This window comes from Streptomyces sp. NBC_01474, assembly GCF_035918215.1.
Lineage (GTDB): Bacteria > Actinomycetota > Actinomycetes > Streptomycetales > Streptomycetaceae > Streptomyces > Streptomyces aureus.
Genome location: NZ_CP109449.1, coordinates 116,385 through 142,919, shown reverse-complemented (window position 1 = coordinate 142,919; position 26,535 = coordinate 116,385). Strand labels below are relative to the sequence as shown.

The 26,535-nt window shown below is 68.3% G+C and carries 26 protein-coding genes; 14 read left to right on the top strand and 12 right to left on the bottom strand.

Translation table 11 applies throughout. From position 1 onward, the window contains the following. The first annotated feature begins 198 nt into the window (after positions 1 to 198). Positions 199 to 2,715, top strand: coding sequence for a tetratricopeptide repeat protein (locus tag OG758_RS00700; RefSeq protein ID WP_442810226.1), 2,517 nt, complete (start codon positions 199 to 201; stop codon positions 2,713 to 2,715). A gap of 406 nt (positions 2,716 to 3,121) precedes the next feature. On the opposite strand, the gene OG758_RS00695 is transcribed toward OG758_RS00700, so the two are convergent. Together OG758_RS00695 and OG758_RS00690 are read right to left on the bottom strand one after the other, a co-directional pair. After that, on the bottom strand, positions 3,122 to 3,391 hold the full coding sequence (locus OG758_RS00695; protein ID WP_326708100.1) for a hypothetical protein: 270 nt from the start codon (positions 3,389 to 3,391) through the stop codon (positions 3,122 to 3,124). Between the two features lie 6 nt (positions 3,392 to 3,397). Continuing rightward, entirely contained in the window at positions 3,398 to 3,601 is a 204-nt protein-coding gene (locus OG758_RS00690; RefSeq protein ID WP_326708099.1) for a hypothetical protein, read from the bottom strand. A gap of 295 nt (positions 3,602 to 3,896) precedes the next feature. On the opposite strand from OG758_RS00690, the gene OG758_RS00685 reads away from it, so the two are divergent. After that, complete coding sequence (locus OG758_RS00685) at positions 3,897 to 4,211, top strand: recombinase family protein (protein ID WP_326708098.1); 315 nt, start codon at positions 3,897 to 3,899, stop codon at positions 4,209 to 4,211. Between the two features lie 89 nt (positions 4,212 to 4,300). Then, a complete protein-coding gene (locus tag OG758_RS00680; RefSeq protein WP_326708097.1) occupies positions 4,301 to 4,594 on the top strand; it encodes a hypothetical protein in 294 nt (97 codons plus the stop codon). 51 nt (positions 4,595 to 4,645) lie between these two features. Here OG758_RS00680 and OG758_RS00675 read toward each other — a convergent pair whose 3' ends face one another. Beyond that, positions 4,646 to 4,804, bottom strand: coding sequence for a hypothetical protein (locus OG758_RS00675; RefSeq protein ID WP_326708096.1), 159 nt, complete (start codon positions 4,802 to 4,804; stop codon positions 4,646 to 4,648). A gap of 127 nt (positions 4,805 to 4,931) precedes the next feature. Continuing rightward, positions 4,932 to 5,417 (bottom strand): DUF2269 family protein, encoded by a 486-nt coding sequence (locus tag OG758_RS00670; RefSeq protein WP_326708095.1) that lies wholly within the window; start codon positions 5,415 to 5,417, stop codon positions 4,932 to 4,934. 146 nt (positions 5,418 to 5,563) lie between these two features. Here OG758_RS00670 and OG758_RS00665 point away from each other — a divergent pair, with 146 nt between their 5' ends. Then, complete coding sequence (locus OG758_RS00665; RefSeq protein ID WP_326708094.1) at positions 5,564 to 6,028, top strand: MarR family winged helix-turn-helix transcriptional regulator; 465 nt, start codon at positions 5,564 to 5,566, stop codon at positions 6,026 to 6,028. Between the two features lie 893 nt (positions 6,029 to 6,921). Here OG758_RS00665 and gap read toward each other — a convergent pair. The 3 genes from gap to OG758_RS00650 form a co-directional block, all read right to left on the bottom strand. Then, positions 6,922 to 7,920, bottom strand: a complete 999-nt coding sequence (gene gap / locus OG758_RS00660; RefSeq protein WP_326708093.1) for a type I glyceraldehyde-3-phosphate dehydrogenase — start codon at positions 7,918 to 7,920, stop codon at positions 6,922 to 6,924. 209 nt (positions 7,921 to 8,129) lie between these two features. Further along, positions 8,130 to 9,695 carry an MFS transporter gene (locus OG758_RS00655; protein ID WP_326708092.1) on the bottom strand — a complete coding sequence of 522 codons (1,566 nt, stop codon included), beginning with the start codon at positions 9,693 to 9,695 and terminating at the stop codon, positions 8,130 to 8,132. Then, complete coding sequence (locus OG758_RS00650) at positions 9,692 to 11,035, bottom strand: MFS transporter (protein WP_326708091.1); 1,344 nt, start codon at positions 11,033 to 11,035, stop codon at positions 9,692 to 9,694. Before OG758_RS00650 ends, OG758_RS00655 begins: the two co-directional genes overlap by 4 nt. 227 nt (positions 11,036 to 11,262) lie before the next feature. Between OG758_RS00650 and OG758_RS00645 the strand changes: the two genes are divergently transcribed. Beyond that, positions 11,263 to 11,904, top strand: coding sequence for a TetR/AcrR family transcriptional regulator (locus OG758_RS00645; RefSeq protein ID WP_326708090.1), 642 nt, complete (start codon positions 11,263 to 11,265; stop codon positions 11,902 to 11,904). A gap of 213 nt (positions 11,905 to 12,117) precedes the next feature. Here the strand turns inward: OG758_RS00645 and OG758_RS00640 are convergent, their stop codons facing one another. After that, positions 12,118 to 13,068 carry a GlxA family transcriptional regulator gene (locus tag OG758_RS00640; protein WP_326708089.1) on the bottom strand — a complete coding sequence of 317 codons (951 nt, stop codon included), beginning with the start codon at positions 13,066 to 13,068 and terminating at the stop codon, positions 12,118 to 12,120. A 73-nt stretch (positions 13,069 to 13,141) separates the two neighbouring features. Between OG758_RS00640 and OG758_RS00635 the strand changes: the two genes are divergently transcribed. Next, the gene (locus OG758_RS00635; RefSeq protein WP_326708088.1) at positions 13,142 to 13,798 is read left to right on the top strand and encodes a hypothetical protein; all 657 of its coding nucleotides are present in this window, start codon (positions 13,142 to 13,144) and stop codon (positions 13,796 to 13,798) included. Positions 13,799 to 13,954: 156 nt separating this feature from the next. Further along, entirely contained in the window at positions 13,955 to 14,497 is a 543-nt protein-coding gene (locus OG758_RS00630; RefSeq protein ID WP_326708087.1) for a carbonic anhydrase, read from the top strand. 382 nt (positions 14,498 to 14,879) lie between these two features. Here OG758_RS00630 and OG758_RS00625 read toward each other — a convergent pair whose 3' ends face one another. Together OG758_RS00625 and OG758_RS00620 are read right to left on the bottom strand one after the other, a co-directional pair. Continuing rightward, on the bottom strand, positions 14,880 to 15,245 hold the full coding sequence (locus OG758_RS00625; RefSeq protein ID WP_326708086.1) for a hypothetical protein: 366 nt from the start codon (positions 15,243 to 15,245) through the stop codon (positions 14,880 to 14,882). Positions 15,246 to 15,447: 202 nt separating this feature from the next. Then, entirely contained in the window at positions 15,448 to 16,071 is a 624-nt protein-coding gene (locus OG758_RS00620; protein WP_326708085.1) for a TetR/AcrR family transcriptional regulator, read from the bottom strand. A 108-nt stretch (positions 16,072 to 16,179) separates the two neighbouring features. On the opposite strand from OG758_RS00620, the gene OG758_RS00615 reads away from it, so the two are divergent. The 6 genes from OG758_RS00615 to OG758_RS00590 all read left to right on the top strand — a co-directional run bounded on the left by OG758_RS00615 (position 16,180) and on the right by OG758_RS00590 (position 21,837). Further along, on the top strand, positions 16,180 to 17,601 hold the full coding sequence (locus OG758_RS00615; protein WP_326708084.1) for an MFS transporter: 1,422 nt from the start codon (positions 16,180 to 16,182) through the stop codon (positions 17,599 to 17,601). Between the two features lie 520 nt (positions 17,602 to 18,121). Beyond that, positions 18,122 to 18,424, top strand: a complete 303-nt coding sequence (locus tag OG758_RS00610) for a hypothetical protein (protein ID WP_326708083.1) — start codon at positions 18,122 to 18,124, stop codon at positions 18,422 to 18,424. Beyond that, on the top strand, positions 18,391 to 19,089 hold the full coding sequence (locus OG758_RS00605) for a winged helix-turn-helix transcriptional regulator (RefSeq protein WP_326708082.1): 699 nt from the start codon (positions 18,391 to 18,393) through the stop codon (positions 19,087 to 19,089). The genes OG758_RS00610 and OG758_RS00605 overlap by 34 nt, the downstream gene beginning before the upstream one ends. Positions 19,090 to 19,153: 64 nt before the next feature. Then, complete coding sequence (locus tag OG758_RS00600; protein WP_326708081.1) at positions 19,154 to 20,029, top strand: NmrA family NAD(P)-binding protein; 876 nt, start codon at positions 19,154 to 19,156, stop codon at positions 20,027 to 20,029. A 15-nt stretch (positions 20,030 to 20,044) separates the two neighbouring features. Further along, on the top strand, positions 20,045 to 20,875 hold the full coding sequence (locus OG758_RS00595; RefSeq protein ID WP_326708080.1) for an oxidoreductase: 831 nt from the start codon (positions 20,045 to 20,047) through the stop codon (positions 20,873 to 20,875). A 98-nt stretch (positions 20,876 to 20,973) separates the two neighbouring features. Further along, positions 20,974 to 21,837, top strand: coding sequence for an SAM-dependent methyltransferase (locus OG758_RS00590; RefSeq protein WP_326708079.1), 864 nt, complete (start codon positions 20,974 to 20,976; stop codon positions 21,835 to 21,837). A 90-nt stretch (positions 21,838 to 21,927) separates the two neighbouring features. Here the strand turns inward: OG758_RS00590 and OG758_RS48750 are convergent, their stop codons facing one another. After that, on the bottom strand, positions 21,928 to 22,338 hold the full coding sequence (locus tag OG758_RS48750; protein WP_442810225.1) for a hypothetical protein: 411 nt from the start codon (positions 22,336 to 22,338) through the stop codon (positions 21,928 to 21,930). A gap of 238 nt (positions 22,339 to 22,576) precedes the next feature. Between OG758_RS48750 and OG758_RS00580 the strand changes: the two genes are divergently transcribed. Continuing rightward, positions 22,577 to 22,921 (top strand): hypothetical protein, encoded by a 345-nt coding sequence (locus tag OG758_RS00580; RefSeq protein ID WP_326708078.1) that lies wholly within the window; start codon positions 22,577 to 22,579, stop codon positions 22,919 to 22,921. Positions 22,922 to 22,926: 5 nt separating this feature from the next. On the opposite strand, the gene OG758_RS00575 is transcribed toward OG758_RS00580, so the two are convergent. Next, entirely contained in the window at positions 22,927 to 26,406 is a 3,480-nt protein-coding gene (locus tag OG758_RS00575) for a DNA polymerase III subunit alpha (RefSeq protein WP_326708077.1), read from the bottom strand. Between the last annotated feature and the right edge of the window lie 129 nt (positions 26,407 to 26,535).

Genomic DNA, 26,535 nt, shown 5'->3' with positions numbered 1-26,535 from the left:
TTGAGTTCCGCCGATGTGCCAGGGCGGGATGGGATGCAGAACCCCCCATCAGAGCCGGCCATGGTAGTCGACGAGAGGCGCGACCTCCCTCACCGCACTGCAACGGGCGACACCCCCGGCACACTGACACTTCCGGGCGATCGTCCGGAGAGCCCCTTCATAGGGCGGCGCGGCCACCTCGCTCACATCACTCAGTGGGTGGGGCAGGCCCGCGCGTCCACCGAGACCAAGCCAACTGTCGTCATTCTGCACGGCCCGATCGGCGCGGGCCGCACTGCCCTCGCGCTGCACGCTGCCTGGCAAGTGCGCGCACAGTTCCGCGGCGTGTGCGCAGTCAACCTGGGCGGAGGCGCCGTGGACTCGGAGCCGCTCACCACCAAGAAAGCTTTACTGTGTCTGCTCGAGCAGTTCAGCGCCCCCCGCGATCAGTTGCTCACGCGTGGACGCTTGTCGCATGACCAGCACGTACAACGGCTCGCCGAGCGGTACAGGAATCACCTCACCGGCCAGCCCATGGTGATCATCGTCGACGATGCCTCCGACCCCGAGCAAGTGAGAACCCTCATCCCAGAGCGCTCTGAGAGCCTGGTGCTGGTGACAGCGGCTGATCCGCTCGATCTTGCGCTGCCGGAGGAGTGGGCGCATAACCTGCGAGTGGACGCGTTGGATGAGACGGACGCACACGGACTGCTGCAAGAGCTGACACACAATCCGGTGCCACAGTCGGACCCAGAAGCAACCGAGCGCATCATCGAGTTGTGCGGTGGTCTGCCCCTCGCGCTGCGTGTTGCCGGTTCATCGCTCGGCTCGCGGACCCTACGCGGCCTTGCCGACGACCTGGAGGGGTACGGGTGGATGGGCCCAGTGGAGCGCGCCCTCGCGTTGCGCTACCACGAACAGCCCGAGGTCTCCCGCCGCCTCCTGCGCTGCCTGGCCCTGGTCGGCCGGGCGAGCCTGGGCGCGGCAGCGGGAGCCGCGCTGCTCGCCACCAACGAGGGCGAGGCCACCCGTCGACTCGACGACCTTGCGACGGCCGGGCTCATCGAGCACGTCCGCGACAGCCGCTACCGCCTACACGACGCCGTACGCGGCTTCGCACAGGCCCGACTGCTCGACGAGGAGGAGATCGGTGAGCGCGCGGCCGCGCAGGAACGCCTGATCCGCACGTACTCCGTACTGGCCGAATCCGTCATCCAGCTGGTCGAAGGCAAGACCTCAACGCGGGCCGACACATCCGTGCATGGCGCCGTAGGCTCGCACGGCTTCCTCTCACTCGACCAGGCGATGCGCTGGCTGGACGACGAATCGAGCTTCATCACCGCCACCCTGCGCGGCACCGAAGGCGTAGACAAGGCCGCCGTGCTACACCTGCTGGGCGCACTGTGTGACTACTGCCTGCTGCGCGGTGACCAACACCGGCTGAGTGAAATCAGCGAGTTGGCGCAGGCTGTCAACCAAGGGCTGCTGGTGCACCCGGTGCCGCGGCACACTGGTATCGCCAACCGTCAGCCAACTGAGATCGACCACGCTCGCTCCGATCTGACGTCGGTGGCCAACCAGGACCTCGAGGGCCAGAACCCGGCCGGCGCCGGCCGCGCGCTGTGCAGCCTCGGCATCACCCTGCACCACCAGGGCAATCTGCGCGAGGCCGCAACGCGGCTGCGCGAGGCCGTGGAGCTGCAGAGCGCCGACGAGCTGCGCGCCGACCGCGCTTGGACCCTGCATGCCCTCGCCGCGGTACTGAACGACCAAGACAACGTGTCGGAGGCCCTCAAGCTACTGCTGCTCGCGCTGGAACTGCACGGCGAGAGCCAAAACCTGCACGGCCAGGCGTGGTCACACATGCAGCTCGGCCAGGTCTATCTGCACGTCGGCCACATCGATCCCGCTGAGGACGCGCTGCGTACCGCCCAGCAAGAACACTCCGCCACCCGCGACAACCGCGGCACCGCCTGGACCCATACCCACCTCGCACGCGCCCGCCTCGCGCGAGGTGAAGCGGCCGTCGCCGTAGCCGAGTTGAACGATGCGCTAACCCGGCACCGGGACAACGAGGACGCCCGCGGCGAGGCGTGGACCCTGTACTACCTAGGCCAGGCACAGGAGGAGGCCGGAGACACAGACGCGGCACTGCGTTCCCTGGAACGCGCCCGCACCATGTTCAGCCGAACCCCTGACGTCTACGGGCTCGCCTGCGCCCGCCACCACTCCGGCCGCGTCACCCGCGACCAGCGCGCCGCCCACCAGGGCAGCCTGCGCAACACTGGCTTCGCCCGGCAGCTGTTGCAGGACGCCCGGCAGGACTTCCGCAAAGTCGGCGTGCCGCACAGCGAGGCGTGGTCATGCATCGAGCTGGCCGTCATCGACGCGGGCAACGGCCGGATCCCGAAGGCAATGGAACTGGTCGAGGAGGCTGGCCGCCTCTTCGATGGCATCGGCGACCGTCATGGCCAAGATTGGGCCCGTTTCCTACGCTGCACCCTGTTGCCACTGATCTCCGAGGAGAGTGCCACGGCGGCCCGTGACGACATCGCGGCGCTGCTCGCCGAGGGGGACGACGACCTCGACCCGGATCTGGCCGAGCATGCGGCAGAGTGGTCGCTCATCCTCCAGCGCGGCATCGCGCCTGGCTCGCCGTGGGAGGCATGGCGGCTGGGTATGACGCCACGCCGTTCCTCTCGCGAGTACATGGCCCTGCGAGAAGCCGCGGGGTAGTGGCACGGTACGCCACTGCGCTGACACCAACTGGCCCTCGAGTCAGATCCGTTGATGTAGAAGGTCTCCGCTCCGGAATCGCTCTCGAGAGGCTCGAATGGACGACAGGGGGAAGTCACAGGGCGAGGCAGTATCGAGGCCTTGAGAAACTCCCAGGCTGGAACAGATTGACAGACCGCGTATCAGCGGGAGAAGTCGGCCGGTTGCAGGCGATCTACCTCAAGGACGACGCCGGGAACGCGCTGACCACCCGTCCCCGGTGAACGGAGCGACCAGGAGGAGGGCTGACCGCGGACAGCCGTGTAGCCCGGTCTGCTCAGGAGGAGACCGGGCTTCGGCCAGGCTGGTTCGTGCATGGCGCAGGTACCCCTGGGACGCAGACAACCCGGGACTGCTTCGCCGAGGGTCATGCCTCGAAATAGGCGACGGTGATGATCGATCGACGGATTGTCATCGTGTAGACGATGCGGACGCTCGTGCCAGGCGCCCGGTACTCCCAGAAGACGCCGCCGTGCTCGAGCCGCGGACGCGGGTCACCGATGGTGGGATCCGCCGCAATCGCGGCGAGCGCCCGGTCGACTGCGATTTCCTCGGCCGACGTGAACTTGTAGGCCTGGTCCGTGGCGGTGGGTCCGAGAACGATGCGGGCTCCGGGCCTGCGGTGCTGGGATGCCATGACTACCTATGCGGCGCTGCCGCTGACGTCGATGCCGTGCTGGGCGTACACGTCGACGCGGAGGTCTTCCCAGTCCGTGGTGGGGGTACTGCCGTCGCGGACGCCCTGCCAGTAGTCGGCGAGCTCCGCGTTGCCGGACTCGCGAGCAGCAGTGATGGTCTCGTCGAAGTCGGCGAGTTCGTCGCTGGTCCACCGCGTGTTGTTGGTCATTACCCGGCCCTTCTCGCGTCTGGCTGTTCCTACCGTAGCGGTCTGGAGCGGGTGTCGGGGAGGGGATGCGGGGCCCGGCGACGGCATCGGCTTCGTGACGGACGCCGCTGGGCGAGCCTAGCGTGGCACGAGGCACGGTCAGCGAGCCGCTCCGGTCTCGCGCGGCCGCACTGTTGCGACTGGTCGCGATAGATGGCACCTGGTCGCGGTGACTGCCATCAGGGGGGTCAGCCGCACCTCAGAAGTGCCTCAAGAGTGCCGCATCGCGCCGCAGCCCGTTGCACGATGGGCCCCCATGAAGCTCACCGAATGGGCCCCCTTCACCGCCGCGACAGCAACGCTGCTGGCGGGTCTGGTCGCCCACGCGGCCGCCCGTCGCACGGCCCGGACGACACGGCGGTCCAAGACCGTGGAGTGGCAATACGCCAAGGACAGCTCCTCGCCCGGCAGATCCAGACGCTCAACGCAGCAGGGTGTATCCGGATCTTCGCCGACAAGCAGTCCGGCAAGAAACGCCGAGCGCGAGGACCTGCAGAAGGCCCTCGACCTCCTCCGCGAGGGCGGCACCCTCGTTTTCCCGTCGATGGACCGGCTCGGCCGTTCCATCTAGGGCCCCATCGTGATTATGTCCGGCCTGCGCAAGCGCGGCATCGGCTTCACCTCGCTGCACGAGGCCCTCGATATGACCACGCCGGGCGGGTGCTGGTCTTCTATGTCTTTGCGGCCCTGGCGGAGTTCATCCGTGCACTCATCGTCCCGGGCAACAACGAGAGCTTGGACGCCGCCCGTGCTCGAGGTGCTCGCCGCGGCCGCCCGCTGGCCATGACCGACGAACAGGTAGGTCATGCCCGGGACCGAATCCTGGATGAAGCCCGGAGCAACTGCGATCCCCTGCACCTGGTGCGGCTGTTCGGAATCCATCCCCGTACCGCCATCACGCACCTGTACGCCGCGCATCCGGGGCGCTTTCGGCCCGACGTGATCGCACCTTGACCCTTTGACCCGGTCGACGGCATCTCGACACCCCTGTCCGGCAAGAACATGTCAGCAGTTGCCTTGCGAATCGTCTTTGACGATCAAGTAGAGGACGCCCACGACGGTGGCCGCAATCGCGATGGCTGCGCCCAACGTCGGGCTGGCAAACGAGGCGTAGCTGACGATCACGGCGACGACCGCGAGGAGGAGCAGAGTCTGGGTATTCATGTACCGGACCACCCCTGTGGTTCCTGGGCCCGCACACGCATCTTTCCCAGATCACTCGCGGCGGGCCTTGCTCTGACCTCGTCGCCGGATGGCGAGAGGCCCGCCTCTTGTTGAGGTGGCTGAGCCGTTATGCACCTGTCGTCGAGCCGGGGCGGACGATCATCAGGACCACCACGATCAGCCAGGCGAGGGCGAACAAGCCGGTGATCATCGACAGGCGAGGCAGCCGGGCGATCAGGGGCTCCACGGAGGTCGACACCTGTTCGGGCTTGTCGAGCTGGGTGACCACGTTGTCCTGGATGCCGAGTACCGCGATGCCCAGCAGGACGGCGGCGACAACTGTCAGTGCTATGGAGGCGATGAGCCAGGCGCTGCCCATCACACCCATCACCTCGGCGGTGCCGACACCGAAGACCGGGACGGCGATTCCGACCACCGAGTAGACGCGGCAGATCCGGTGCAGCAGCTCGACCGAGCCTCTGGCCGACTGCTGCTCGGGTCCGTCGGCCAGTGCCTGGCGCGCGTAACGCGGGAACAGGCTCGCCGCAATGGTGACCGGTCCGATGAGCAGGATCGCCGCCAGCACATGGATGCTGAGCAGGAATTTGGCCATGGCGGTGTCTCCCCTTTTCGCGCACACGCTGACGCAGGGGTCAGGTGCACAGTTTCAGTCAGACTTAAACTGGATCGACGATAGCATTCCTGTTTCAAGAGCCCAGAACTGCCGGCTGTCGGCATCCGGCCTGGAAGGTGGGACAGGTGACGAGCAACCCGGCCGAGCGCCTACCCCCAGGGCGCCCCGCGCTGCTGCTGCTCACCCTGGGGCGGATCGTGCGGGAGGAGGTCGAGCGCGCCCTCGAGGCCCAGGGGCTGTCGCTGCGCCTTCTGAGCGCTTTGGGTCATCTTTCGCGTGAGCCGGGGCTCTCCTACAGCGCGTTGGGGCGCAGGGCTGGAGTCACCGCGCAGAGCATGCAGGCCACTGTTCGCCAACTCGAACAAGCCGGCGCCGTCCGCCGCGTGACTCCAGCAGGACGTGGCCGCACCGCCGAACTGAGCGTCACTGACACAGGCCGCCAGTTGCTGCGCGAACTGGACCATGCCCTAGGCTCGGTCGAGACCCCACTGCTCGATGGGCTGACGGCCGAGGAGCAGGCCAGCCTCGGCGCGCTGCTGCACCGCCTCCTGGCCAAGAATCTCCGGGCTGACGCGCCCGGCAGCTCCTGACTCCCGGTCGCGGAGCGGCTCGCCGAAGGGTGCGGCGTCCTTGCGGGCTGTTCCCGCACGGCCGGCTCCACCGCGTCCACCGCCGAACCCTTCGGCGCCCGCCGATACCGCGGCGGGCGGTCCGAGGCCGGCGCCCGCAGCATGGTGATCCTGGAGGTCCTCAGCTGACGAGCCACCGCCCGAGCCGGCAGCCCTCTCATCGGATGTATCCGACGGATCTCAGCCCAGTCCTCCACGTGGATCACCCTCTCTTCCTCCAGACTCCAGAAACGGTGAAGTCAGGAGGATCAAGAGATCGCAGAGTGGCTCACTTTTCATCCGCCGTCCGTGGCCCTTCGGTTCACCCGTCTTCAAGACCTGGACGGTCCGTAGTGGGCCGATCGAAGGTCGACAACTCCACCCCGATTTTGCATGTATGACCCGCACGAGCCCCGGCGCCGGGGGATGCGCCGAGGCTCGGGTCTGTGGGGGCGGCTCTCCGCGCGGGGCCAACTGGTCGTCGGTCGCGGCCGGTAGCCAGGCTGTCGGTCCCACCGGTGGTGGAGCCGGGTCGGAGAATCATGAGGACGGTCACGATGTCCATAACAGGTTGAATGCGCCAGCCCTCCCGGCCAGCCGACCTGGCGATGCGAGGCTGGACTCCTCCAGCGCCTTCGTCCGAAGTGCCAGGGTCGCGAAGAGTGTTCACGGCAGCCACGGCCGTGAGACCGCTCGAGGCGATCAGCCACAGGGAGTCCAGGACATGCATACGTGAGGCGGTGGCCATACCCAAGGTGGGTACGGCGAGGCCGATCAGGGCGTAAACGCTGCAGATGTGATGCAGGATCCGTAGTTCCCTTCCAGCCGCTGTGGCTTCAGCTTTCATGCGGCGCAGGCGGCGGTTCAGAGACCGTTCAGCGTGTGGCGAGGAGTTCCAGCGTGTCGATCACGCGGTTGGAGAAGCCCCACTCGTTGTCGTACCAGGCGACGACCTTGACGTGGCGGCCGTCGACGCGGGTGAGGGCGGCGTCGAAGATCGACGAGGCAGGGTTGCCGATGATGTCGGACGAGACGAGCGGGTCGTCGGAGTACTCGAGGATGCCGAGGAGCGGGCCCTGCGCGGCGGCGCGGTACGCAGCCAGCACATCGTCGCGGGTCACGTCGCGGGCGACGGTGGTGTTGAGTTCGACGATCGAGCCGACCGGCACCGGCACACGAATCGAGTCGCCGGACAGCTTGCCGTCAAGGCTGGGCAGCACGAGGCCGATCGCCTTGGCGGCGCCCGTCGTGGTCGGCACGATGTTGACAGCGGCGGCGCGGGCGCGGCGGGCGTCGCGATGCGGACCGTCCTGCAGGTTCTGCTCCTGGGTGTAGGCGTGCACCGTGGTCATGAAGCCGTGCTCGATGCCGGCGAGCTCGTCAAGCACCGTGGCAAGCGGTGCAAGCGCGTTGGTCGTGCATGAGGCGTTCGAGACGATTGTGTGCACGGCTGGGTCGTAGGCGTCGGTGTTGACCCCGAACGCGAGCGTGACGTCGGCACCGTCCGACGGCGCACTCACGAGCACCTTCCTCGCGCCCGCGTCGAGGTGAGCGCGGGCGGCCTTGGCGGAGGTGAAGCGGCCGGTTGCCTCGAGCACGATGTCTACGCCCAGCCCGGCCCACGGCAGCTGTGAGGGTTCGCGCTCGGCGAGCACGGTGATGCGACGGCCGTCGATGACGAGGGCATCCCCGTCAACGGTCACCGGACGACCGAGCCGTCCCGCCGTCGTGTCGTAGGCGAGGAGCCGGGCGAGGGTGACGGGCTCGGCGAGGTCGTTGACGGCGACGACTTCGAGGTCGCTGTCGCGTTCGAGTAGTGCGCGCAGCGCGTTGCGTCCGATGCGGCCGAATCCGTTGATGGCGATGCGAGTCATGCGTTGTGTTCCTTCGGTTCGTTACCAGTGCTTGTTGAGAGGCGCTGCGCTTCTTTTCGGCACAGCTGCGCTCATGGCCCGGAACGTGAATTCGCGGGAGGTGCCGGTGTTGATGAGAGGGGCTGCTCAGCGATCAACACCGGCTGCTCGGTGGGACGTTGTTCGGCTAGAAGACCTTCCGGCCTCGCAATGGCCCGTTCGTCTACCGCTTACGCTTCGGCGGGTTTTCGGGGACTGTGAACCTTGTGGCGGACGAACAGCGCGGCAGGTACGGCCATGACGATCAGTACGACTCCGCCGATGACGTTGCCCACGTGCACGGCGTCGGTGAACGCCCTCGGTACCGCCGTTCCCACCACGCGGGCAAGCGAAGCGGGGAGGTCCGCGCCGCCACCCCCGTGTGACACACCCTCCACGATCTTGTCCGCCTGCGGCGAGGGGATGTTCGCCTCGACGAGGCGGTCGTGCAGGTTGCGGGGGAAGCGGCTGGTGACGATCGTTCCGAGCACACTGGGGCCGAGAACCGTGCCCAGCTGGCGAGCCATGTTGACCGCTGCTGCCGCCATGCCCTCCTGCTGTGGCGGGACACTGTTGACCGCGGCGGCCGTCGAAGGCGCCGTCAGCAGGCCCGCACCGACGCCCGCGATGAGCAGCCCCGGCCACATCGCCCCGTAGCCTCCCGAGGCGTCGGTCGCGAGCAGCGCGAGAGACCCGGCTCCGATGAGGACCAGACCTGCGGTGATCAAGGAGGTCAGGCCGACCCGGCGTACCAGCACCCGGGCGGCCACCACGGTGACCAGGAGGAACGGTCCGAACAGCGGCAGCAGGCGCACCCCGACGTCGAGAGGGCTGGTCTGTCCCACGCGTTCCATGTAGAGCACGCTGAGCAGGGCGACACCGACCAGTCCGAAAACGCTGACAGCGGCCACGCCCATCACGGCCGAGAAGGAAGCGCTCCGAAAGAGCCTCAGGTCCAACATGGGGTCGGGGTTGCGGAGTTCCACGCGTACGAACAGGAACAGGGATAGGGCGAAGACCACGTACATGGTGATGATCGGTGCCTCGGTGTAGCCCGTGGAGCCACCCTGGATGATCGCGTAGGTGGCCGAGGCCGTCATCACAGTGCCGAGGACCAGGCCCGCGAGATCGGGCTTCCGCGTGGGGTGCTTGGACTCGGCCACGAAGACCGGGGCCAGGAGGAGGGCCGCGCCGGCGATGACGATGTTGGCGATGTAGACGGAGTGCCAGGAGAAGTGTTCGAGCAGGGCTCCGGCGAGGATCGGGCCGACGGCCAGGCCCACTCCGGAGCACGCGGCCCAGATGCCGATCGCGGAGGTGCGCTCGTGCGGGTCGGTGAACGTGGCACTGACGATCGCCAGGCTCGTCGGCAGCACGGCCGCCCCGCCGAGGCCCGCGATCGCCTGTGCGGCGATGAGCATGCCGGCACTGTCGGCGAAGACAGCGACCACGCTGCCGGCCAGGAAGACGGCGGCACCCAGGCTGAACACGCGCCGACGCCCCACGAGGTCGCCGAAGGTCCCGGCGGACATCACGAAGCTCACGACAGCAAGGCTGTACGCGCTGGTGATCCACACCAGGGTGCTCGCGGTGACGTGCAGGTCGGTCTGTATGTCGCCCAGGGCCGAGATGGTGGAGGTGACGTCGACGAAGGCCATCATGACGCCAAGGCAGACCACCAAAAGGCCGAGCCAGCGGGACCGCCCGCTGCCGGGGCCCGCGGCGCGGGAGGTCTGAGCGGGAACGGACGCCGTCATCGGACCGCCACCGCCCTCTTCGGAGACACGCCCAGTGACACCACGCCCGCGACGGCCATCAGGGCCATCGCGACCAGCCATGCGTGCCGGTAAGTGTCCAGAGAGGCGCCACCGGAGGCGGTGCCGAGCATGGCGACCAAGATGCTGATGCCGACGACCGAACCGATCTGCGTCGACATGGTCACGATGGCGCTCCCGGTGGCGGCCTCCTCTGGGCGCAATCCGACCGTCGCGGACGAGACGACGGTCGGTAGCGCCAGCCCGGCCCCGAACCCGAAGAGCAGCCAGCACGGGAGGACTCCGGAAAGGTAGTTCGGGTCGTCGTGCAGCAGGAAGACGAAGAGCAGGATGCCGACGGAGGCGATCGCACTGCCGACAGCCGCGACGACACCGGCCGGGATCCGGAACCGGCGCTGGAGGGTCTCACTGATAGTGGCGGCGACCGCGAAGCCGATCGGGCCGGGAAGGCTGGCGCATCCGGTCTTGATGGCGGAGTAGTGCCAGTGGTTCTGCATCCAGAGGATCGACGACAGCAGGAGGCTGGCGAACGAGGCCAGCTGCAGCATGCCGGCCAGGTTCGCCGAGGCGAAGATCCGGTCACGGAAGAGCGAAAGGTCGACCACGGGCACCCGGTGCCGTGACGAGCGGAACAGGAACGCCACCAACCCGACCACTGCCACGGCCAGGGACGTGATGACGCGGGTGTCCGACCAGCCCCAGTCGGGTGCCTTCACCACGCCGAGAGCCAGGGCGCCGACCATGACGATCAGCAGGACGCCGCCGAGCAGGTCGGGGATGCGGGCGTCCTGTTCGTGCCGGGCGTTGGTGATGAGCCGGGCGGCCAGCGCGATGGCGAGCAGTCCGACGGGAATGTTCACCAGGAACAGCCACCGCCAGGAGGCCTGGACCAGCAGCCCGCCGAAGATCGGTCCGCACACCCCGGACAGCGAGCCTGCGGTGAACCAGATCTTGACGTACCGCTCCACCTTGTCGGCGGGGGCGCTCGTCAACACCAGGCCGAGGCTGGCGGGGGTCATCAGGGCGGCGCCCACCGCCTGGAGGGCGCGGAAGACGACCAGCACCCATACGTCGCCGGACAGCGCCGCGCCGAGGCTCGCCGCTACGAAGACGGCCATGCCGAGAAGGAAGCCGTTCTTGCGTCCGAAGCGGTCGGCGAGCCGCCCGGCAGGGACGAGAAGGGCGGCGAAGACGATCGCGTAGCCATTGAGCACCCAGCTCAGGTCCGACAAGGAGGTCGAACCCAGTCCCTGCCCGATGTTCGGCAGACCGACATTGGTGATCCACACGTCGAGTTGGCCGAGGAAACTCGCCATGGCCATCACGGCGAGGATGAGGACAGGCCGTGTTTTTGGTGTCTCCCCGCCTTTCGTCTGCGCTCGCGCAGGGGCCATCTGATCTTGCCAAGACATACGTCTTTTATCCGTTCCGTGGGCTTCGAGGGTGCCGTGAGCAACTGGCAGAAAAGTTCTGGACTGATTCGCCAAGAACTCTACGAAGTTCTGGAACGAGGTGTCAAGAATGCTCATGCGGCCTGTAAAGTGGCCCCATGGGACGCCCACCAGGATTCGACAGGACCAAGGTCATGCAGGCCGTCGAGCGACAGTTCCGCCGTAGCGGATACGCCGGCACGAGCGTTGACGACATCGCCAAGGCCTGCGGGCTGGGCCGCGGCAGCCTCTACGCCGCCTTCGGCGACAAGAGCACCCTGTACCGGCAGACGCTGTCGGCCTACTGCGAGCGCAACGAGGCTGCCTGGGCGGCGGTACTCGAAGGCCCCGACGAGGCCGCGCTGGAGCGGCTGCGGGCGTATCTCTTGAAGTCGGCACGGGTCGTCCATGACGACTCCGACGGGCTCGGCTGCATGGTGACCGGCTTCGTCGTCGAGGGAGTCGACCACGATCCGCAGACCCGCGCACGCGTCCGGCAGGCTCTCGCGAGAATCGGGGGCTCACTGACCGAGTGCGTTCAGGCCGGACAGCGCCATGGTGACCTCGATCCGGAGGCGGATGCCCCCGAAATCAGCCAGATGCTCATGGCCGTTAACCGGGGCATGGAAGTGATGGCCAGGGCCGGGCTCGACGCGGTCGCGCTGGAACGCGTCGCCGGTCACGCGTTCGAGGGACTCCCGCTCACGGCGCGGGCCCGGTCCCAGCAGGTGTCCCAGGCGGCCACCGCGGATGCTTCCTGAGCGCTCACGCGCAGGTCAGGAGACGTTCGGATCGCGCTCCGCCCTGGCCGGAGCCCCCTCCTCTTGCGCCGCCGTGTGATCCTGATGGGCCATCTCTGACGCCGCTACCCGTGACGGGGTGTCACCGGCGCACCTGGGTCTCGGAGTGTGAGTATCCAACGTCGGGTGACCTCCTCGGAGGGGCACGTCGGTCGGCTGGCGGTAGTTGCGCGGTCAGGTCTGCGCCGGCTCCGTCTTGTGGCGGAACAGGGTTCGGTATTCCTGGGGGGAGGTGCCGAGGTGCCGGTGGAAGGCGGCCCGCAGCGAAGCGGGAGCACCGAAGCCGGTGAGGCGGCCGACCTCCTCGACGGGCACGGCGCTCGCCTCCAGCAGTTCGCGTGCTCGGTCGATACGCGCATCGGTCAACCAGGCCATCGGCGTAGTGCCGGTCTCCTCGCGGAAGCGGCGGATGAAGGTCCGCCGGGACATATGGGCGTGCTCGGCGAGGTCGTCGACAGTGAAGGCGGTTGCGAGGTTGTCGAGTATCCACTCGCGCAGGGGAGCGAGCTCGTCTCCGCTGGCTTCGGGGCGGAACTGTTCGATGAACTGTGCCTGACCTCCCCGTCGCCGTGGCGGCGCAACGAGGTCCCGCGCGTGTGTGTTCGCCGCCGCCGCACCCAGGTCGGTGCGGATCAGGTGCAGGCACAGATCGATCCCTGCCGTCACGCCGGCGGACGTCAGGATGTCGCCGTCGTCGACGTAGAGCTGGTTCGGCAGGACATCGACGTGCGGGTAGCGCCGTCGCAGTTGCTCGGCGTGCCGCCAGTGTGTGGTGGCGGGGCGCCCGTCGAGCAGTCCGGCCGCGGCGAGGGCGAAGACTCCGGTGCAGATGGAGACGAGCCGGGCGCCCCGGGAGTGAGTTGCCCGCAGCGCCGTCAGGAATCCCGGTGACAGGGTCGCGTCGATGTCGTCGTAACCCGGGATGATCACGGTGTCGGCGTCCGCCAGTGCTTCGAGGCCGGCTGCGACAGTGATCGCGAAGCCGGACCCGGGCACGGATCCGGCCTCGGCGCACACGGTCAGCTCGTAGTGCGGGTCCGTCGAGAAGATCTGCGTCGCAGCGCCGAATTCGAGCGCGAGCACACCGGGCAGTACGAGCACGGCGACACGGTGTCTGTTCGTCATAGTGGCACGACAGTAGCGCTGGTTGGCATCCGTGCCACTTTTCGCACGAGATCCGCTCTCGTAGCGTCAAGTCATGACCGACATTCCTGCCCTCTCGAACAGGCTGCACGACGCTCTCCCTTCCGGGCCGCTGGTCGAGGCGAGCCTCGCCGCAGCCCGCGCCGCGGTGCATCCGTCCGTGCTGAACCACTGCATCCGCGGCTTCTACTGGTCCCGCCTGTTCGCCGCCCACAAGGGGGTTCTGAACGACGCGGACTACAACGAGGAACTCCTCTTCGCCGCCAACGTGATGCACGACCTGGCAACCGGGCCGGACGCACCGGGCCTGCTCCGGTTCGAGATGGAGAGCGCCGATCTCGCCGCCGCTGTGCTGACCGGTCTCGGCGCCCCGGCCGGGGACGTCGACAAGGTCTGGGAGGCCATCGCTCTGCACACCACTCCGCAGATCCCCGAACGAATGGGGCTGTTGACCTACCTGACCTACGAAGGCATCTGGATCGACTTCGGCAAGAATGCCGACCTCGTGGCCGAGGAACAGAGGCAGATCCATGCCGCGTATCCGCGGCTTCAGATGGCCCGCCATCTGGCCGACGAAGTCCTTGCCCACGGTGCCCGCTCCGACACGGCCGCGCCTCCCTACGCGCTCGCCTTCCACCTTGCGCAGGAGCGGGCAGCTGACGGCGTCACCACCATGGAACGCGGCGTTGTCGGCGGACCGTGGGGGGAGTAGCGAAGAGCCCTCACCGCCCGTACCCCGTACCCATTCCATATGTGAAACGACCTGGCTTCCAAAGAAGGCCGGGGAATCAACCGCGAGAACCGGAGTCAAGCAGTGTCGGATTTTGCAGAGTTCACGTTCCGAGCGCAGCCGGGTTTCGATGAATCAGTGGCTCGGGAGATCGTCACCGGTTCGATTCCCGTCAGGACGATCGTCATGTACTGCTTCGACCCCAGGGCGGCCGGGGCTGCGCAGGCGGTGGCCGATCACTTCGGTGACGAGGTCTATCCCGGCGAACTTCTCCTCGACGAGACCGGCAGGAAGATCGGCTCCACAGCGACGGTGTTCCCCCTGATCGTCGGGGGTGGACGCGCGGCGGACGCTCTTCGCTCGATCACGGTCTCCCAGCACCTCTTCGGAGTCGAGCGAGTTGTCGTCGTACACCACTCCTTCTGCGGTGCCACCTCCTTCACGGCGGAGGGAATCACCTCTGCGTGGAAAAAGGAGCAGCACGCCGACATCTCGTCGTTGTACGACTGGGACGGCATCGCCATCACCGACTTCGAAAAGTCGCTCAACTACGACGTGAGCCTGATCCGCAACAGCCCGGGAACCCCGAAGCACGTGGAGATCTACGGCCTCTTCTACGACATCGATTCCGGCGACCTGACCGAGATCGTCCGCGATGTTCCCGACGAGGTTGGGCAATAGTCACGTACGCAAGCACAGGGGACGGGGTAAATCTCGTGGACGTCCGCCGTACCCGCGCTCGACTTCACGTTCTCAGGGCGTGGCGGCCGGTACGTCGACCAAGACCACGGAGACGGCCAAGGCGAAGTGCCCGGTAGCAGCCAGGCACCTCGCCGCCGCTGTGCCCGGGTCGGACTGCCACTGTGCTTCGTGGAGCAGTCCGGACAGCCGACCGAATCGGTTGCCTCGCCAAGGATCTGATTTACGGTGAACTCGCCTGTGCTCGCCCGTTCCTGTACCCACTTGACGGCCTGTGCCGGATCGTCCAGCAGCTCGGTGAGGAAGTCGGCACCGACATCTGCCAGCGCGCCGTCCGCCCGGGCCAAGCCCCCTTCCGCCTCGGTTATGGCGCATCGCACGGCGTCCTGAGCGCGCGCCGCGCCCCCCCCGAGTACCGGCAGAGGCCGCCAAGCACCCCGAGGTTCACGGGGACATCAGTCTGTGTGTTGGGCGGGGCCTCGGCGACCGGCCGGTACACCTCCCCGGCGGCTTGTGCGCAGTCGCCGATCAGTTCGGTGAGAGTGGCAAGCGGCCAGGCGTGCCGACGACGGCGTGCGAGCGGCTCCGCGCAGTTCGGCGCGGCCACCCCGTCCATGCCTCGTTCGGGCAGCGGATCCATGGTCAGTACCTCGTCGATGCCGAGTGTGTCCAGGCGGCACAGCGCCAAGGCGACCTCGATCCCGAGGCGAACGCCCAGGGGGTCAGTCACCTGCTCATGGCGGTCAACCGGGGCATGGAAGCGATGGCCTGGGCCGGGTCCGACACGGCCGCGCTGGAACGCGTCGCCGATCAAGCGTTCGCCCTGCTCCCGCTCACCGCACAGGCCCGGCCCCGCAGGCGCCCCGCCCGGGTCCGGTCGTCTCTGGCGCCTCCTGAGCGCCGCTTGCCCGAGGGCACACTCCGCGGTGCGGTCAGCGTTCCGCGGCGAATGACTCGACGTAGTCCAGGGCCCCGTACAGTGCGTCGCGCAGAGGCGTGGAATCGCCGGCCGCCTGGTCCAGCAGTGCTCCGCCTTGAAACGCGGCGGTGAGCAGGTGGGCGAGCGCGGCCGGGTCGGCCTCCGGCCGTAGTTCGCCGCGCTCGCGCATCTTGCTCAGGCCGCGCTTGAACAGCTCATGCCACCGCTCGAAGCCGACTGCCACCGCCTCCCGGTGGATGGGCTCGGTCTTGACGACCTCAGCGGCCAAAGAGCCGAACGTGCACCCGCCGCGCAGCATGTCCTGCGAGGCGATGTAGGAGTCGGCCCACCAGTGCAGGGCGGCGAAGCTGTCCAGCTCGCCCAGCTCGGGTGCCTGGTGGCGGGCGATGATGCTGTCGGCCTGCCAAGCAAGCACTGCGCGTACCAGGGACTCCTTGGTGGGGAAGTGGCGCGTCAGCTGCGAGCCGCTGACTCCGGCGGCCTGACGGATCTGATCGTTGTTGGTGTTCTGCGCCCCGAGTTCGTAGATCAGTTGTGCCGCCGCCCTGACGATGCGTTCGCGTGTGGCCAGGCCCTTTGCGGTGAGCTTCCGGCCCGGCGCTTCGCTGGTGGTCATGGGGACAACTGTAACGCAAAAAAGGGCTTGACAGCCCATTCTGAAGGGTGTCTCCTGGCTACAGATCAAAAAAGGGTTGCCAAGCCCATTTCCTTGGAGGCGGACAGGATGTCCACACAGGCTGCACCGCAGGCGGTCGCGACGACAACGCACAGCGGCCCGGCTCCGGCCGCCACCGAGGCGGGTCACCCGCGCCGCTGGAGCATCATGGCGGTGCTCGGTGCCGTCGCCTTCATGGCGCAGCTCGACTTCTTCGTCGTCAACGTCGCCCTCGACGGAATCGGGCAGTCCTTCCCCGGCACGAACGTCGCGAACGTGTCGTGGGTGCTGTCGGCCTACGCGATCGTCTTCGCCGCCGTGCTCGTGCCCGCGGGCCGGATCGCAGACCACTGGGGACGCAGGAAGATGCTGCTGTCCGGAGTGGCGCTCTTCACCCTCACCTCAGCCGTCGCGGCCGCCGCACCCAGTCTCGGTGTGCTGGTCGCGGCCCGGGCTGTCCAGGCCGTCGGCGCGGCGATGATCGTGCCGACCTCGCTCGGCCTGCTCTACCCGAGCTTCCCCAAGCGCCAGCACACCCTGGTCGTCGGCCTGTGGGCAGGCGTGGGCGCGATCGCGGCCTCGGCCGGCCCGCCCGTCGGCGGTCTGCTCGTCACCCTCGACTGGCGCTGGATCTTCCTGATCAACGTCCCCGTCGGCATCGCCACCCTCCTCGCCGGCGCGCTGCTCCTGCCCGAGGTTCGCCAGCCCAAGGGCGCCGCCGTGCCGGACCCGGCTTCCACCCTCGCACTGCTGCTGGCCGTGAGCCTGCTGGTGCTCGCCACCGTCCAGGGACCGGCGTGGGGCTGGACGGACATCCGCACCGCGGCCCTGTTCGGCGCAGCCGCCCTGGCCGCCGCCTCGACCATCGAGCGCACCCTGCGCGCCAAGTCACCGGTGATCGAGAAGCAGCTCTTCGTCGGCAGGCAGTTCACCGCCGCCACCGTGGCCCTGTTCCTGTTCTCCGCCGGCTTCGCCATCGTCCTGCTCAGCACCGCCCTGTTCATGCAGGAGGTCTGGCACTTCAGCCCGCTGCGCGCAGGCGTCTCCATCGCCCCGGCCCCCCTGGCCTCGATCGCCTTCGCGATGAACGCAGGCCCCATCCAGCGCCGCTTCGGACGCACCGCCCCCGCCGTCACCGGCACGCTGGCCATGGCACTGGCCGCCGGCTACTGGCTCGCGACCGTGCACACCACCCCCGACTACTGGGGCGCCATGTTCCCGGGCCTGATCCTGGTCGGCCTAGCCGGCGGGCTCGCCTGGGCACCGCTGTTCGCCGCCGCAGGCACCCTCGCACCCGAACGCGCCACCACCGGCAGCGCCGTACTCAACATGAGCCGACAGATCGGCAGCGCCGTCGGCGTGGCCGTGCTCGTCGCCCTCACGCCTCACGCCACGCTCATCGGATTCGACCATGCCTGGTCGGTCCAGGCCGGAGCCGGTCTGGCCGCCGGTATCGCCCTGCTCGCCCTCCACTCCCGCCGCATGCCCTGACAGCACGGCCTCCCAAGCGCTCGGGAGCGAACGCTATCGCCCATGAGCGCCTCCTCTCGGCCCTACGCGGCCGGGGTCCACCGAGTTGGGTCACTATGCAGTCGGCGCACAACTGCATGCGGCCATCGGGGTGCAAGAGGGCTTGGTGCAGACCGGAGAGCCGGGGCCGCCCGATTTGTGTGGGGGCGGGATGAGGCGGCCGGCTGGCTGTATTCGCGTGTACCAGGTCGGCGAGAAAGGCTGAGCTCCCGACACTCCGAGCCCCATTGTTCGAAGTCCGCCGGGACATCCTGGGCCGACCTGGGCACCCTTCCGGGCGCGGTGCATCTCCCGCGCGGGGGATGCGTTGGCGCCGCAAACGCCCTCGCTTCCGCCTTGCTGTGAAGCAAGCCGAGATTTTTCTGCCATATCGGGAAGACTCTGGAGCGGCTGACAGTTCTAAAACAAGTAGTAACAACTACATGTTTTCAAAGTAGGCGACATTCCAAGCGTGTGAGCGCGACGAGGAAGGAGAAGGTCCATGAGCGACAATAAGTGGATGGTTGGATTCCGCCGCCGCTCTGGGGTGGGAGTGATCATTGAGCACTTCTATCTGGTGGACGGCGTATCAGACAGTGCCGAAGCACGCCGCGCTGCCGCCCGGATGGCCGAGTTCGAGTCGGAGCCTGCGGGCCGACGTGGCGGCGAACTCGACGTCCAGCGGGTGCAAGTGCAGCGAGTCATCAGTGGCCTGCTGGGTCATGTCAGCCTGTCCGCTCCGGTAGCCGACCGGATGGCAATGCCCTCCGCATGCTCGGTGATGACGCCGGCCGGGGTGGCATGATGAGCCGCTCCTACGAACAGACCTGTTTCATCGCCCGCTCGCTTGACGTGCTGGGTGAGAGATGGACGCTGCTGATCGTGCGGGAGCTGGCCCTGGGCCCTCGCCGCTACGGGGATCTCCTATCGGCCCTGCCGGGCATGGGAACCAGCCTTTTGGCCGCACGTCTCAAGCACCTCGAGCAGCATGACGTGCTGCGTCGCACCACGCTGCCGGGTCCGGGCCGCGTAGCCGCCTATGAACTGACTGGCCGGGGCGAAGCGTTGATGCCGGTCCTCGCTGGCCTCGCCGAGTGGGGCGCAGGTCGGGGAGACCCGCCGCCCAGCTACACCGATCGCGCCGCCTGGTCCGTGGTGGCGATGCGCCTCACGGCTACAGGAGAGGCGGCGCGCTTCGACACGCTCACGGAGTTGGTGGTCGGCGAGGAGACGCTGTGGCTGCAGGGCGACGGCGAGCGGGTACGGGTGGAGACCGGCCCGGCGCCGCTGAAGCCCGGTCTGCGCTTGATCTGCGACAAGGAAACGTTCTACGCCCTCGCGAAGGGGCAGGTCGCCGTCGATGACGCGGTGGCCTCGGGGCGACTCGTCGTGCACGGCGAGCCAGACGCCGCCCGGCTGTTCTTCGAACTGTTCCGCCTGCCCGATGGGCATGGCACGACCCCTCACTGAGTGCGGCGCCCACTCAAAGGACTCAACCCCCATACACCGGTACTTCTTCAGAAACGGAAACATCATGGAACGCAATCTGCTCGTGATTGGGGCGACCGGCAAGACCGGTGGCCACACCGCCGAACTGCTGCTTCAGCGCGGGCACCGCGTCCGCGCACTCGTCCGCGGTCACGACGGGCGCGCCGAGCGACTCGCCGCCCTCGGGGCGGACGTCGTGGAAGGCGACGTCCTCGACCTGGACTCCCTGGCCCAGGCGACCAAGGGGATCGACGCCCTGTACTTCACCTATCCGATCCGCCCCGGCCTGATGGACGCCACCGCGAACGTGGCCCAGGCGGCGGAGGAGAACGGGGTCCAGGCGATCGTGAACATGTCGCAGGTCTCCGCCCGCCGTAACACCGCCAGCAACGCGGCACGCCAGCACTGGGTCGCCGAACGCGTCCTGGACCGCTCCCCGGTCCCCGCCACCCACATCCGCCCGACCTTCTTCGCCCAATGGCTGATCGACACCTGGGCCGACGGAACCGGCGAACTGCGCCTGCCGTTCGCCGACGGACGCCACGCCCCCATCGCGGAAAGCGACCAGGCGAAGGTGATCGCGGCCATCCTGGAAGACCCCGCCCCGCACGCCGGCAAGATCTACCCGCTGTACGGGCCGGTGGAGCTCAACCACTACGAGATCGCCGAGAAGATGTCGCGGGCGCTGGACCGTGAAGTCACCTACGTGCCCATCGAACTCGACGAATTCGCCGCCATCCTGCGCGGGCGCGGCGCACCGGACCACCTGGTCCAGCACCTGCTCGCCGTGGCCGTCGACTACCGCAACGGCGTCTTCGCCGGCACCAACGACGTGGTGAAGACGATCGGCGGCAGCGAGCCTCTCGACGTCGAGGGCTTCGTCGCCCAAAACCGGGCGGCCTTCGACCTGCCCACTGCCTGAACACTGGAGAACACAATGAGCGTTTGGTTCATCACTGGATCGTCCCGGGGCTTCGGCCTGGAAATCACTCGTGCCGCCCTCGCCGCCGGCCACCAGGTGGTCGCGACCGCGCGGAAGGCCGAAACCGTCCGCCAGCAGCTTCCCGACGCCGGCGACGTGCTGCTCACCGTGGCGCTGGACGTGACCGACCCGCAGAGCATCCAGGCGGCCGTAGACGCGGCGGTCGAGCGGTTCGGACGCATCGACGTCCTGGTCAACAACGCCGGCACCGGACTGCTCGCCGCCGTCGAACAGTCCGACGACGCCGCGGTCCGCGCGGTGTACGAGACCAACGTGTTCGGCCCGCTCGCCGTCCAACGCGCCGTACTGCCGGTACTGCGGCGCCAGCGCTCCGGCCACGTGATCAACATCAGCTCCATCGTGGGCTTCGCCACTGCGCCGGGCTGGGGCATCTACGCCTCCACGAAGTTCGCCGTCGAAGGCTTCACCGAGACCCTCCACACCGAACTGGCCCCCCTCGGCATCCACGTGACGCTCGTGGAACCGGGCTTCTTCCGCACCGACTTCCTCGACCCCGCCAGCCTGCACACTGGCCCCGACACCATCGACGACTACGCACCCACCGTCGGCACGATGCGTGCAGCCGCCGCAAGCCTGAACCACGCCCAGCCCGGCGACCCGGTCAAGGCCGCGCGCGCCATCGTCGAGATGGCCGCCGTCCCAGAGCCACCCCTGCGCCTCCCGCTCGGAGCCGACACCCTGCAAGCTTTCGACGCCAAGCTGGACACCTTCCGCAAGGAGATGGACGCCTGGCGGCACGTCGCCCTCGCCACCGATCACGACTGAGACGACGTCGCCGGATCAGCCTTGTTCGGCACCACGGCCCGAAGCCCTGCAGAAGCTTCGGTCGCGCCTCGACCACCCATGACCTGAAGGACGTTCCCGTGACCGCACCACAGCCGTCCGCCATAGCCCGCCATTACCGGCAAGGCGACCTGCTCAGAAAGATCGACGAGGCGCTCGACCTCCTCTACCCGGGGCATACCGCCCTCACCGCCGACGACCTACATGGCGTGGACGAGTTCCACACCGGCGGCCATGCGGCGACGCGAGAGCTGGCTGAACACCTGGAGCTGAGAGCGGGCCTGCGCGTCCTTGACGTGGGAAGCGGCCTGGGTGGCCCGGCCCGCCATCTGGCCCAGCACGCAGGCGCGGACGTCACCGGCGTGGACCTGACCGAGGAGTACGTCGACGCCGCCCGCTGGCTCACCGACCGTGTGGGCCTCACGGGCCGGGCCCGGTTCCAGCAGGGTGACGTGACCGCACTGCCCTTTCCCCAGGCGAGCTTCGACCGGGCCTGGATGCTGCACGTGGGCATGAACATCGAGGACAAAGCCCGCCTGTTCACCGAGATCAGCCGCGTCCTGACCGACAACAGCCTCTTCATCGTGTACGACGTCATGCTCCTCGGCGATCCCACCCTCGTCAGCTACCCACTGCCGTGGGCCTCGGAGCCCGAACACAGCTTCCTGGCCCACCCCCAGGAATACCGGTCGCTGCTGCGCAAGGCCGGCTTCGACATAGTCGCCGAGCACGATCACCGCTCGCAAGCCGTCCAATCGCTTCGTGACGCGGGCGATGCGCACCACCGAACCAGCACGCCGCACAACCCTGCAGGCGGGGACACTCCTCCGGCCCCGATCAGCGTGGCGATGGGCACCGACGCATCGACCAAGGTCGCAAAGCTGCTCCAGAACATCGAGGAAGGTCTCCTTGCTCCCACCGAGATGATCTGCCGTCTCCGCTGATCTCACGAAGACCGTACCTGGATCGGTGTCTACCGGACCATCGTCCGTTCGTCCCTGATGACTCGTCGGCTCAAGCACGAACGGGTTTACTCAGTGCGCGGTCTTGGGTAGCGGCAGGGCGCCGTGCGCTACCTGGACCGGCAGCTCGGTGACCCGGCCAGCCTGGTCGTCGAGGCCGTCCGGCCGATCCTCGACGCTATCGAGGCGCGGGTGCGCGGTCTCGGTCTGCTCGCCGGGGTGGGCGGCCCAGTACACGGAGCACGGTGGCTGCGGGCACGCCGCCAGCTGTCCCACGCTCGCCACGCCGAAACGACGCAACCTCTCTGTCTGATGACGCCGGATCCCGTACAGGTCGCCGACCGAAAGGTGCCCCAGGAACGCATCGGTTTCGGCAGCAGACACGTACTTCACCCCACCGGGACCAGTTCGTGAGGAGGCCATCGCCGCGACTGTCCAGGATGGGCCGATGCCCACGACGGCATTGATGCCGTACCAGGCCACCACCTGCAGCCTCAGCCATCGAACAACCGTAAAGACCCAGACCCACCGACTTGTGCCACAGCTGCGGTCGGCGGCAGGGCCTGCGTGACCGGTGTGAATCGCTCGATGATCGCCATCAGATCCGGGAGCTCACCGCCGCTCGGCATGCGGATGTGAAAGAAGACCGTGGGGCTCACCTGCCCCCAGGTGTCCGGAGTGTCCCGCGACGACTGACGAACTGGCCGGGAGCCCCGCCACAATGACGGCAGCCGCCAGCGAGTTTCGCTCTGGGGAACTGCAGGAATCCACGAACCGGTTGGATTCCGTTCGGGCCGATCCCCACCGTGGCGCGCACCCCGTGGAGCGCGGCCGCGCGGAGCTGGAGAATTTGGGCGACCTCGGTCGGGGGCCGGCGGAAGTAGGCCAGAGCGCCGGTGAGTTCGAGATCGGCGGCATGGTCATGGGGATGTGGTTGGAAGCGGGGGGTGACGTCTTCGACCAGGCCGAGCAGCTGCGCGTACACGGTCTCGGCATCGGGATGCTCGGCAAGATGGAAATGCACCCGGGCGACGCACCGCACCGAGCGCGGGCGCGGGGCCGGTGATCTGGTCATCCTGCGCTCCCTGGGCTGCGGTGTCCCAGGCGTCGCAGGTCCGCCGAGCGGGTTCCGGCGGGCTGCAGATCTGCCCAGGCGTGCAGCTGGGATCCGGCGGTGCCGTCGGTCAGCACACGCCCCGGCTTCCCTGCCGTGGCGTCGACAGGGGTGTCGGGCTGGGCGGGAGTGGGCGCGGGGGCAACCTGGCCAAGAAGGTCGAGGGCGGCCTGCGGGCCGTGGTCACGCCGCGCGGCGGCAACGGCCTCAAGGTCCCAGACCATCTCGCCGACCACGGTGCGACGGGGGCCGCGAGCCTCCACGGTGCCGCGCACCAGCAGCAGCCCCGAGTGGAAGACCGTGTGCGCGCAGGCCTCGTGGGAGTCCTCGAAGAACGCCAGGTCGACGAGCCCGAACCCGTCCTCCAAGGTCACGAAGATGACCCTCTTGCCGCTCGGAATGGGGGGCGTCTGCGTGGAGGCCCGCACACCGGCGACGAGGACCTTCTGGCCCGGGACCATGCGCTGGAGGTGCGTGGCGTCGGTTGCGCCGAGCTCGCGCAACAGCCGGTGGTGGTGCTCCATCAGATGCTGGGAAACATCGATCGAGAGGACCTCCAGCTCGGCGCTCATCCGCTCCCGGCTCGACATTTCCTTCAGCCCGCTCGGCTCCGCGCCCACCAGGTCGCCGCCGAACACGAGCTGCCCGTCAGCGGTGGCACGGTTGCGGGCATGCCGGTGAAGCTCGCTCGCCTGGAGCAGCAGGTCGCGGCGCGTCAGCGTGCCCTTGATCTGGTCCAGGGCGCCGATCTGGATGAGCCGCTCGGCGATCGGCAGCGAGGGTCTGGCCCGCTGCCAGAAGTCCTGCAGAGATGTGTAGGGCTGGGGGGTCGCGATCCGGGCGCCCTCCGCGTCGCTCATTCCCTTCACCGTGGACAGTGCGAGCCGTACCCCCCAACCATGGTCCGTGGCCTCGACCCGGTGGGCTTCCTGGGAGCGGCTTACGTCGACGGGGAGTATGGGCACGTCGTGGCGGCGGGCGTCGGCCACGATGACCCGCATCGGCCACATTCCAGGATCGTGCTCCAACAGCCCCGCATACAGAGCCGCCGGGTAGTGAGCCTTGAGCCAGGCGGACTGCACGGCCGGCACCGCGAACGCGACGGCATGCGCCCTGCAGAACCCGTACGCCCCGAACTCGTTGATGACATCCCAGACTTCATCGACGACGGTGTCGCGGTAGCCGCGCTCCGTGGCTGCCTTCTTGAACCACGTCTCCACGCCGGGCAAGCGTTCGGGGTCGGCGAGTGCGCGGCGGGCGACGTCGCCGGCGGCACGGTCGCAGCCGGTCATCTTCGCGAGGATCGCGATGATCTGCTCGTGCCAGATCACGACCCCCATCGTGTCGTTCAGGATCGGTTCGAGGTCGGGGTGGGGGTAGTGCGGTGCGGCGCCGTGCCGGGCGGCGATGAACTTCGCTGGCATGCCACCCTTGACCGGACCGGGCCGGAACAGGCTGATGTCGGCGATGACGTCCTGCATGTGCCGCGGCTGCAGACGCCCGACCAAATCCATCTGGCCGGGGGATTCAATCTGGAAGCAGCCCAGGGTGTCGCTGCGCCGGATCATCTCGAACGTGGCCCCGTCGTCGAGGGGGACGTGGTCGGGGTTGTCGAGATCGAGGAGCTTTCCGGTGGTGCGGCGGATCTCGTGGACGGCGTGTGCCATGGCGGACTGCATCCGCACGCCGAGCACATCGAGCTTGAGAAGCCCCAGGTCCTCGACGTCCTCTTTGTCGGCCTGCAGCATCGGATAGTCACCGCCCGGCGTCGGCTGCACCGGCAGCCGGTCCAGCAGCGAGGCATTCGAGATGATCACCCCACATGGATGCATGGCATAGCCGCGGACGAGGGCGTCCAGCCCTTCGGCCAGCTCCCACAACGGTCCGAACTCCTCTGCGCGGGCGGCGAGCTGGCGCAGCTCGGGCAGCTCGGCGAGCGCGGAGCGGATGTCACAGGCCCGGATGTGCGGAAACGACTTGGCGATCATGTCGACGGTCTGCGGGGCGATACCGAGGGCGAGCCCGGTATCTCTGAGGGCGTGCCGGGCGCGGTAGGTCTCTGGCATGCCGGTGACCGCGACCCGCTCGAGCCCGAACCGCTCGATGATCTTGTCGTAGACCTCGAGCCGTCTTGCGGACTCCACATCGAGGTCGATGTCCGGCAGCGACGTCCGCCGCTCCGAGAGGAACCGCTCGAAAAGCAGGCGATGAGTCAGCGGATTCGCCGTCGCCACGAACAAAGAGTGGTTGACCATGGAGCCGGCACCGGAACCACGCGCGGCGACACGCACGCCCATCGCCCGTACATCCGCGACGACCTGGGCGACCGCGAGGAAGTAGCCCTCGAAACGGAGCCGGCCGATGACGTCGAGTTCGTAGTCCAGCTGCCGCACCGCTGCCGCATCCGAGTCCAGGCCGCGAGCCACCATGCCGGCCTCGCAGCGCTGGCGCAGCAACCGCATCGCGCCGCCCCGAACCCGGTCGGCGCCCACCACGTGCGGCTCGGGAAAGTGCGGCAACCCCATTCCCAAGTCCTGTGCGGTTAGAGTGCAGGAGGCGGCCGTCTCCTCGGTCTCGGCGAGCAGCGCGGCCGCCCGCTCAGGGCCATGACCTGCGGCCTCGGCGATCCGCGCGGCGACCTCCGCCATCTCGCCCCCGCTCTTCAGCCACCGCTCACCGCCATCGACACAGCGCCGGTCGATCGGACGCAGCAGCCGGGCAGCATCCAGCACATCCGCCAGGCGGTGCTGCGCCGGATCCGCGTACCGCACCGAGTTGGAGACCACCACCGGCACACCCAGTTCGTCACCGAGCTGCACGGTCCGCGCCGTCAGCCGCAACGACCCCGCCCCGGTCCCCGACCGGCCCAGATAGACGGCCTCCAGCCGCAGGCCCGCCCCGGCGATCGTCCGCCACGGCGCGAGCAACTGCTCCGCCAGATCCGGCCGCCCGGACATCAGCGCCGCCACCGGCTCCGACTCAGGACCGAGCAGCACCACCAGACCCTCACCCAGATGCTCCTGCAGCACCGGCCAAGCAGCCACCGGCACACCGTCGACGGGCGCTGCATGCGCAGCCGACACGATCCGGCACAGCCGCGCCCACCCACCCACATCCCGCGCCAGCAGCGTCACCCGCCACCGCGCCTCGACCACATGCGCACCGCCACGCACCGGCGTGCGGCGCCGGCCCACGGCAGGATCGGGCTCGTCGGCGGGCGCGACGGCAAGATCGACGCCGAAGACGGGACGCACACCGGCGGCGGCCGCGGCCTTGGCGAACCGCACCGTCCCGGCGACCGTGTCGCGGTCGGTCAGCGCGAGCGTGCTCAGACCGCGCTCGGCGGCCCGGCGGACCAAGTCGTGGGGGAGTGAGGCGCCGTAGCGGGCCGAGTACCCGGAGGCGACGTGCAGGTGAGGGAACCCGGAGGCCTTCACACCGCCACCTCCGATCACACGAGCATCAGTTCAAGCCACATGACTTGTTCCGCCACCAATATATCGAACAAAAATCGAACAATGCGAGTCTGCTGCCCCGCGTGTCGCATGTGACGGAGGTGTGCCTGA

Coding starts and splice junctions, on each gene's coding strand:
- OG758_RS00695 (WP_326708100.1), bottom strand. CDS start 3,391: ATGGCATCCCAGCACCGCAGGCCCGGAGCCCGCATCGTTCTCGGACCC.
- OG758_RS00690 (WP_326708099.1), bottom strand. CDS start 3,601: ATGACCAACAACACGCGGTGGACCAGCGACGAACTCGCCGACTTCGAC.
- OG758_RS00685 (WP_326708098.1), top strand. CDS start 3,897: ATGAAGCTCACCGAATGGGCCCCCTTCACCGCCGCGACAGCAACGCTG.
- OG758_RS00675 (WP_326708096.1), bottom strand. CDS start 4,804: ATGAATACCCAGACTCTGCTCCTCCTCGCGGTCGTCGCCGTGATCGTC.
- OG758_RS00670 (WP_326708095.1), bottom strand. CDS start 5,417: ATGGCCAAATTCCTGCTCAGCATCCATGTGCTGGCGGCGATCCTGCTC.
- gap (WP_326708093.1), bottom strand. CDS start 7,920: ATGACTCGCATCGCCATCAACGGATTCGGCCGCATCGGACGCAACGCG.
- OG758_RS00655 (WP_326708092.1), bottom strand. CDS start 9,695: ATGACGGCGTCCGTTCCCGCTCAGACCTCCCGCGCCGCGGGCCCCGGC.
- OG758_RS00650 (WP_326708091.1), bottom strand. CDS start 11,035: ATGGCCATGGCGAGTTTCCTCGGCCAACTCGACGTGTGGATCACCAAT.
- OG758_RS00645 (WP_326708090.1), top strand. CDS start 11,263: ATGGGACGCCCACCAGGATTCGACAGGACCAAGGTCATGCAGGCCGTC.
- OG758_RS00640 (WP_326708089.1), bottom strand. CDS start 13,068: ATGACGAACAGACACCGTGTCGCCGTGCTCGTACTGCCCGGTGTGCTC.
- OG758_RS00635 (WP_326708088.1), top strand. CDS start 13,142: ATGACCGACATTCCTGCCCTCTCGAACAGGCTGCACGACGCTCTCCCT.
- OG758_RS00620 (WP_326708085.1), bottom strand. CDS start 16,071: ATGACCACCAGCGAAGCGCCGGGCCGGAAGCTCACCGCAAAGGGCCTG.
- OG758_RS00615 (WP_326708084.1), top strand. CDS start 16,180: ATGTCCACACAGGCTGCACCGCAGGCGGTCGCGACGACAACGCACAGC.
- OG758_RS00610 (WP_326708083.1), top strand. CDS start 18,122: ATGAGCGACAATAAGTGGATGGTTGGATTCCGCCGCCGCTCTGGGGTG.
- OG758_RS00605 (WP_326708082.1), top strand. CDS start 18,391: ATGCTCGGTGATGACGCCGGCCGGGGTGGCATGATGAGCCGCTCCTAC.
- OG758_RS00600 (WP_326708081.1), top strand. CDS start 19,154: ATGGAACGCAATCTGCTCGTGATTGGGGCGACCGGCAAGACCGGTGGC.
- OG758_RS00595 (WP_326708080.1), top strand. CDS start 20,045: ATGAGCGTTTGGTTCATCACTGGATCGTCCCGGGGCTTCGGCCTGGAA.
- OG758_RS00580 (WP_326708078.1), top strand. CDS start 22,577: ATGACGGCAGCCGCCAGCGAGTTTCGCTCTGGGGAACTGCAGGAATCC.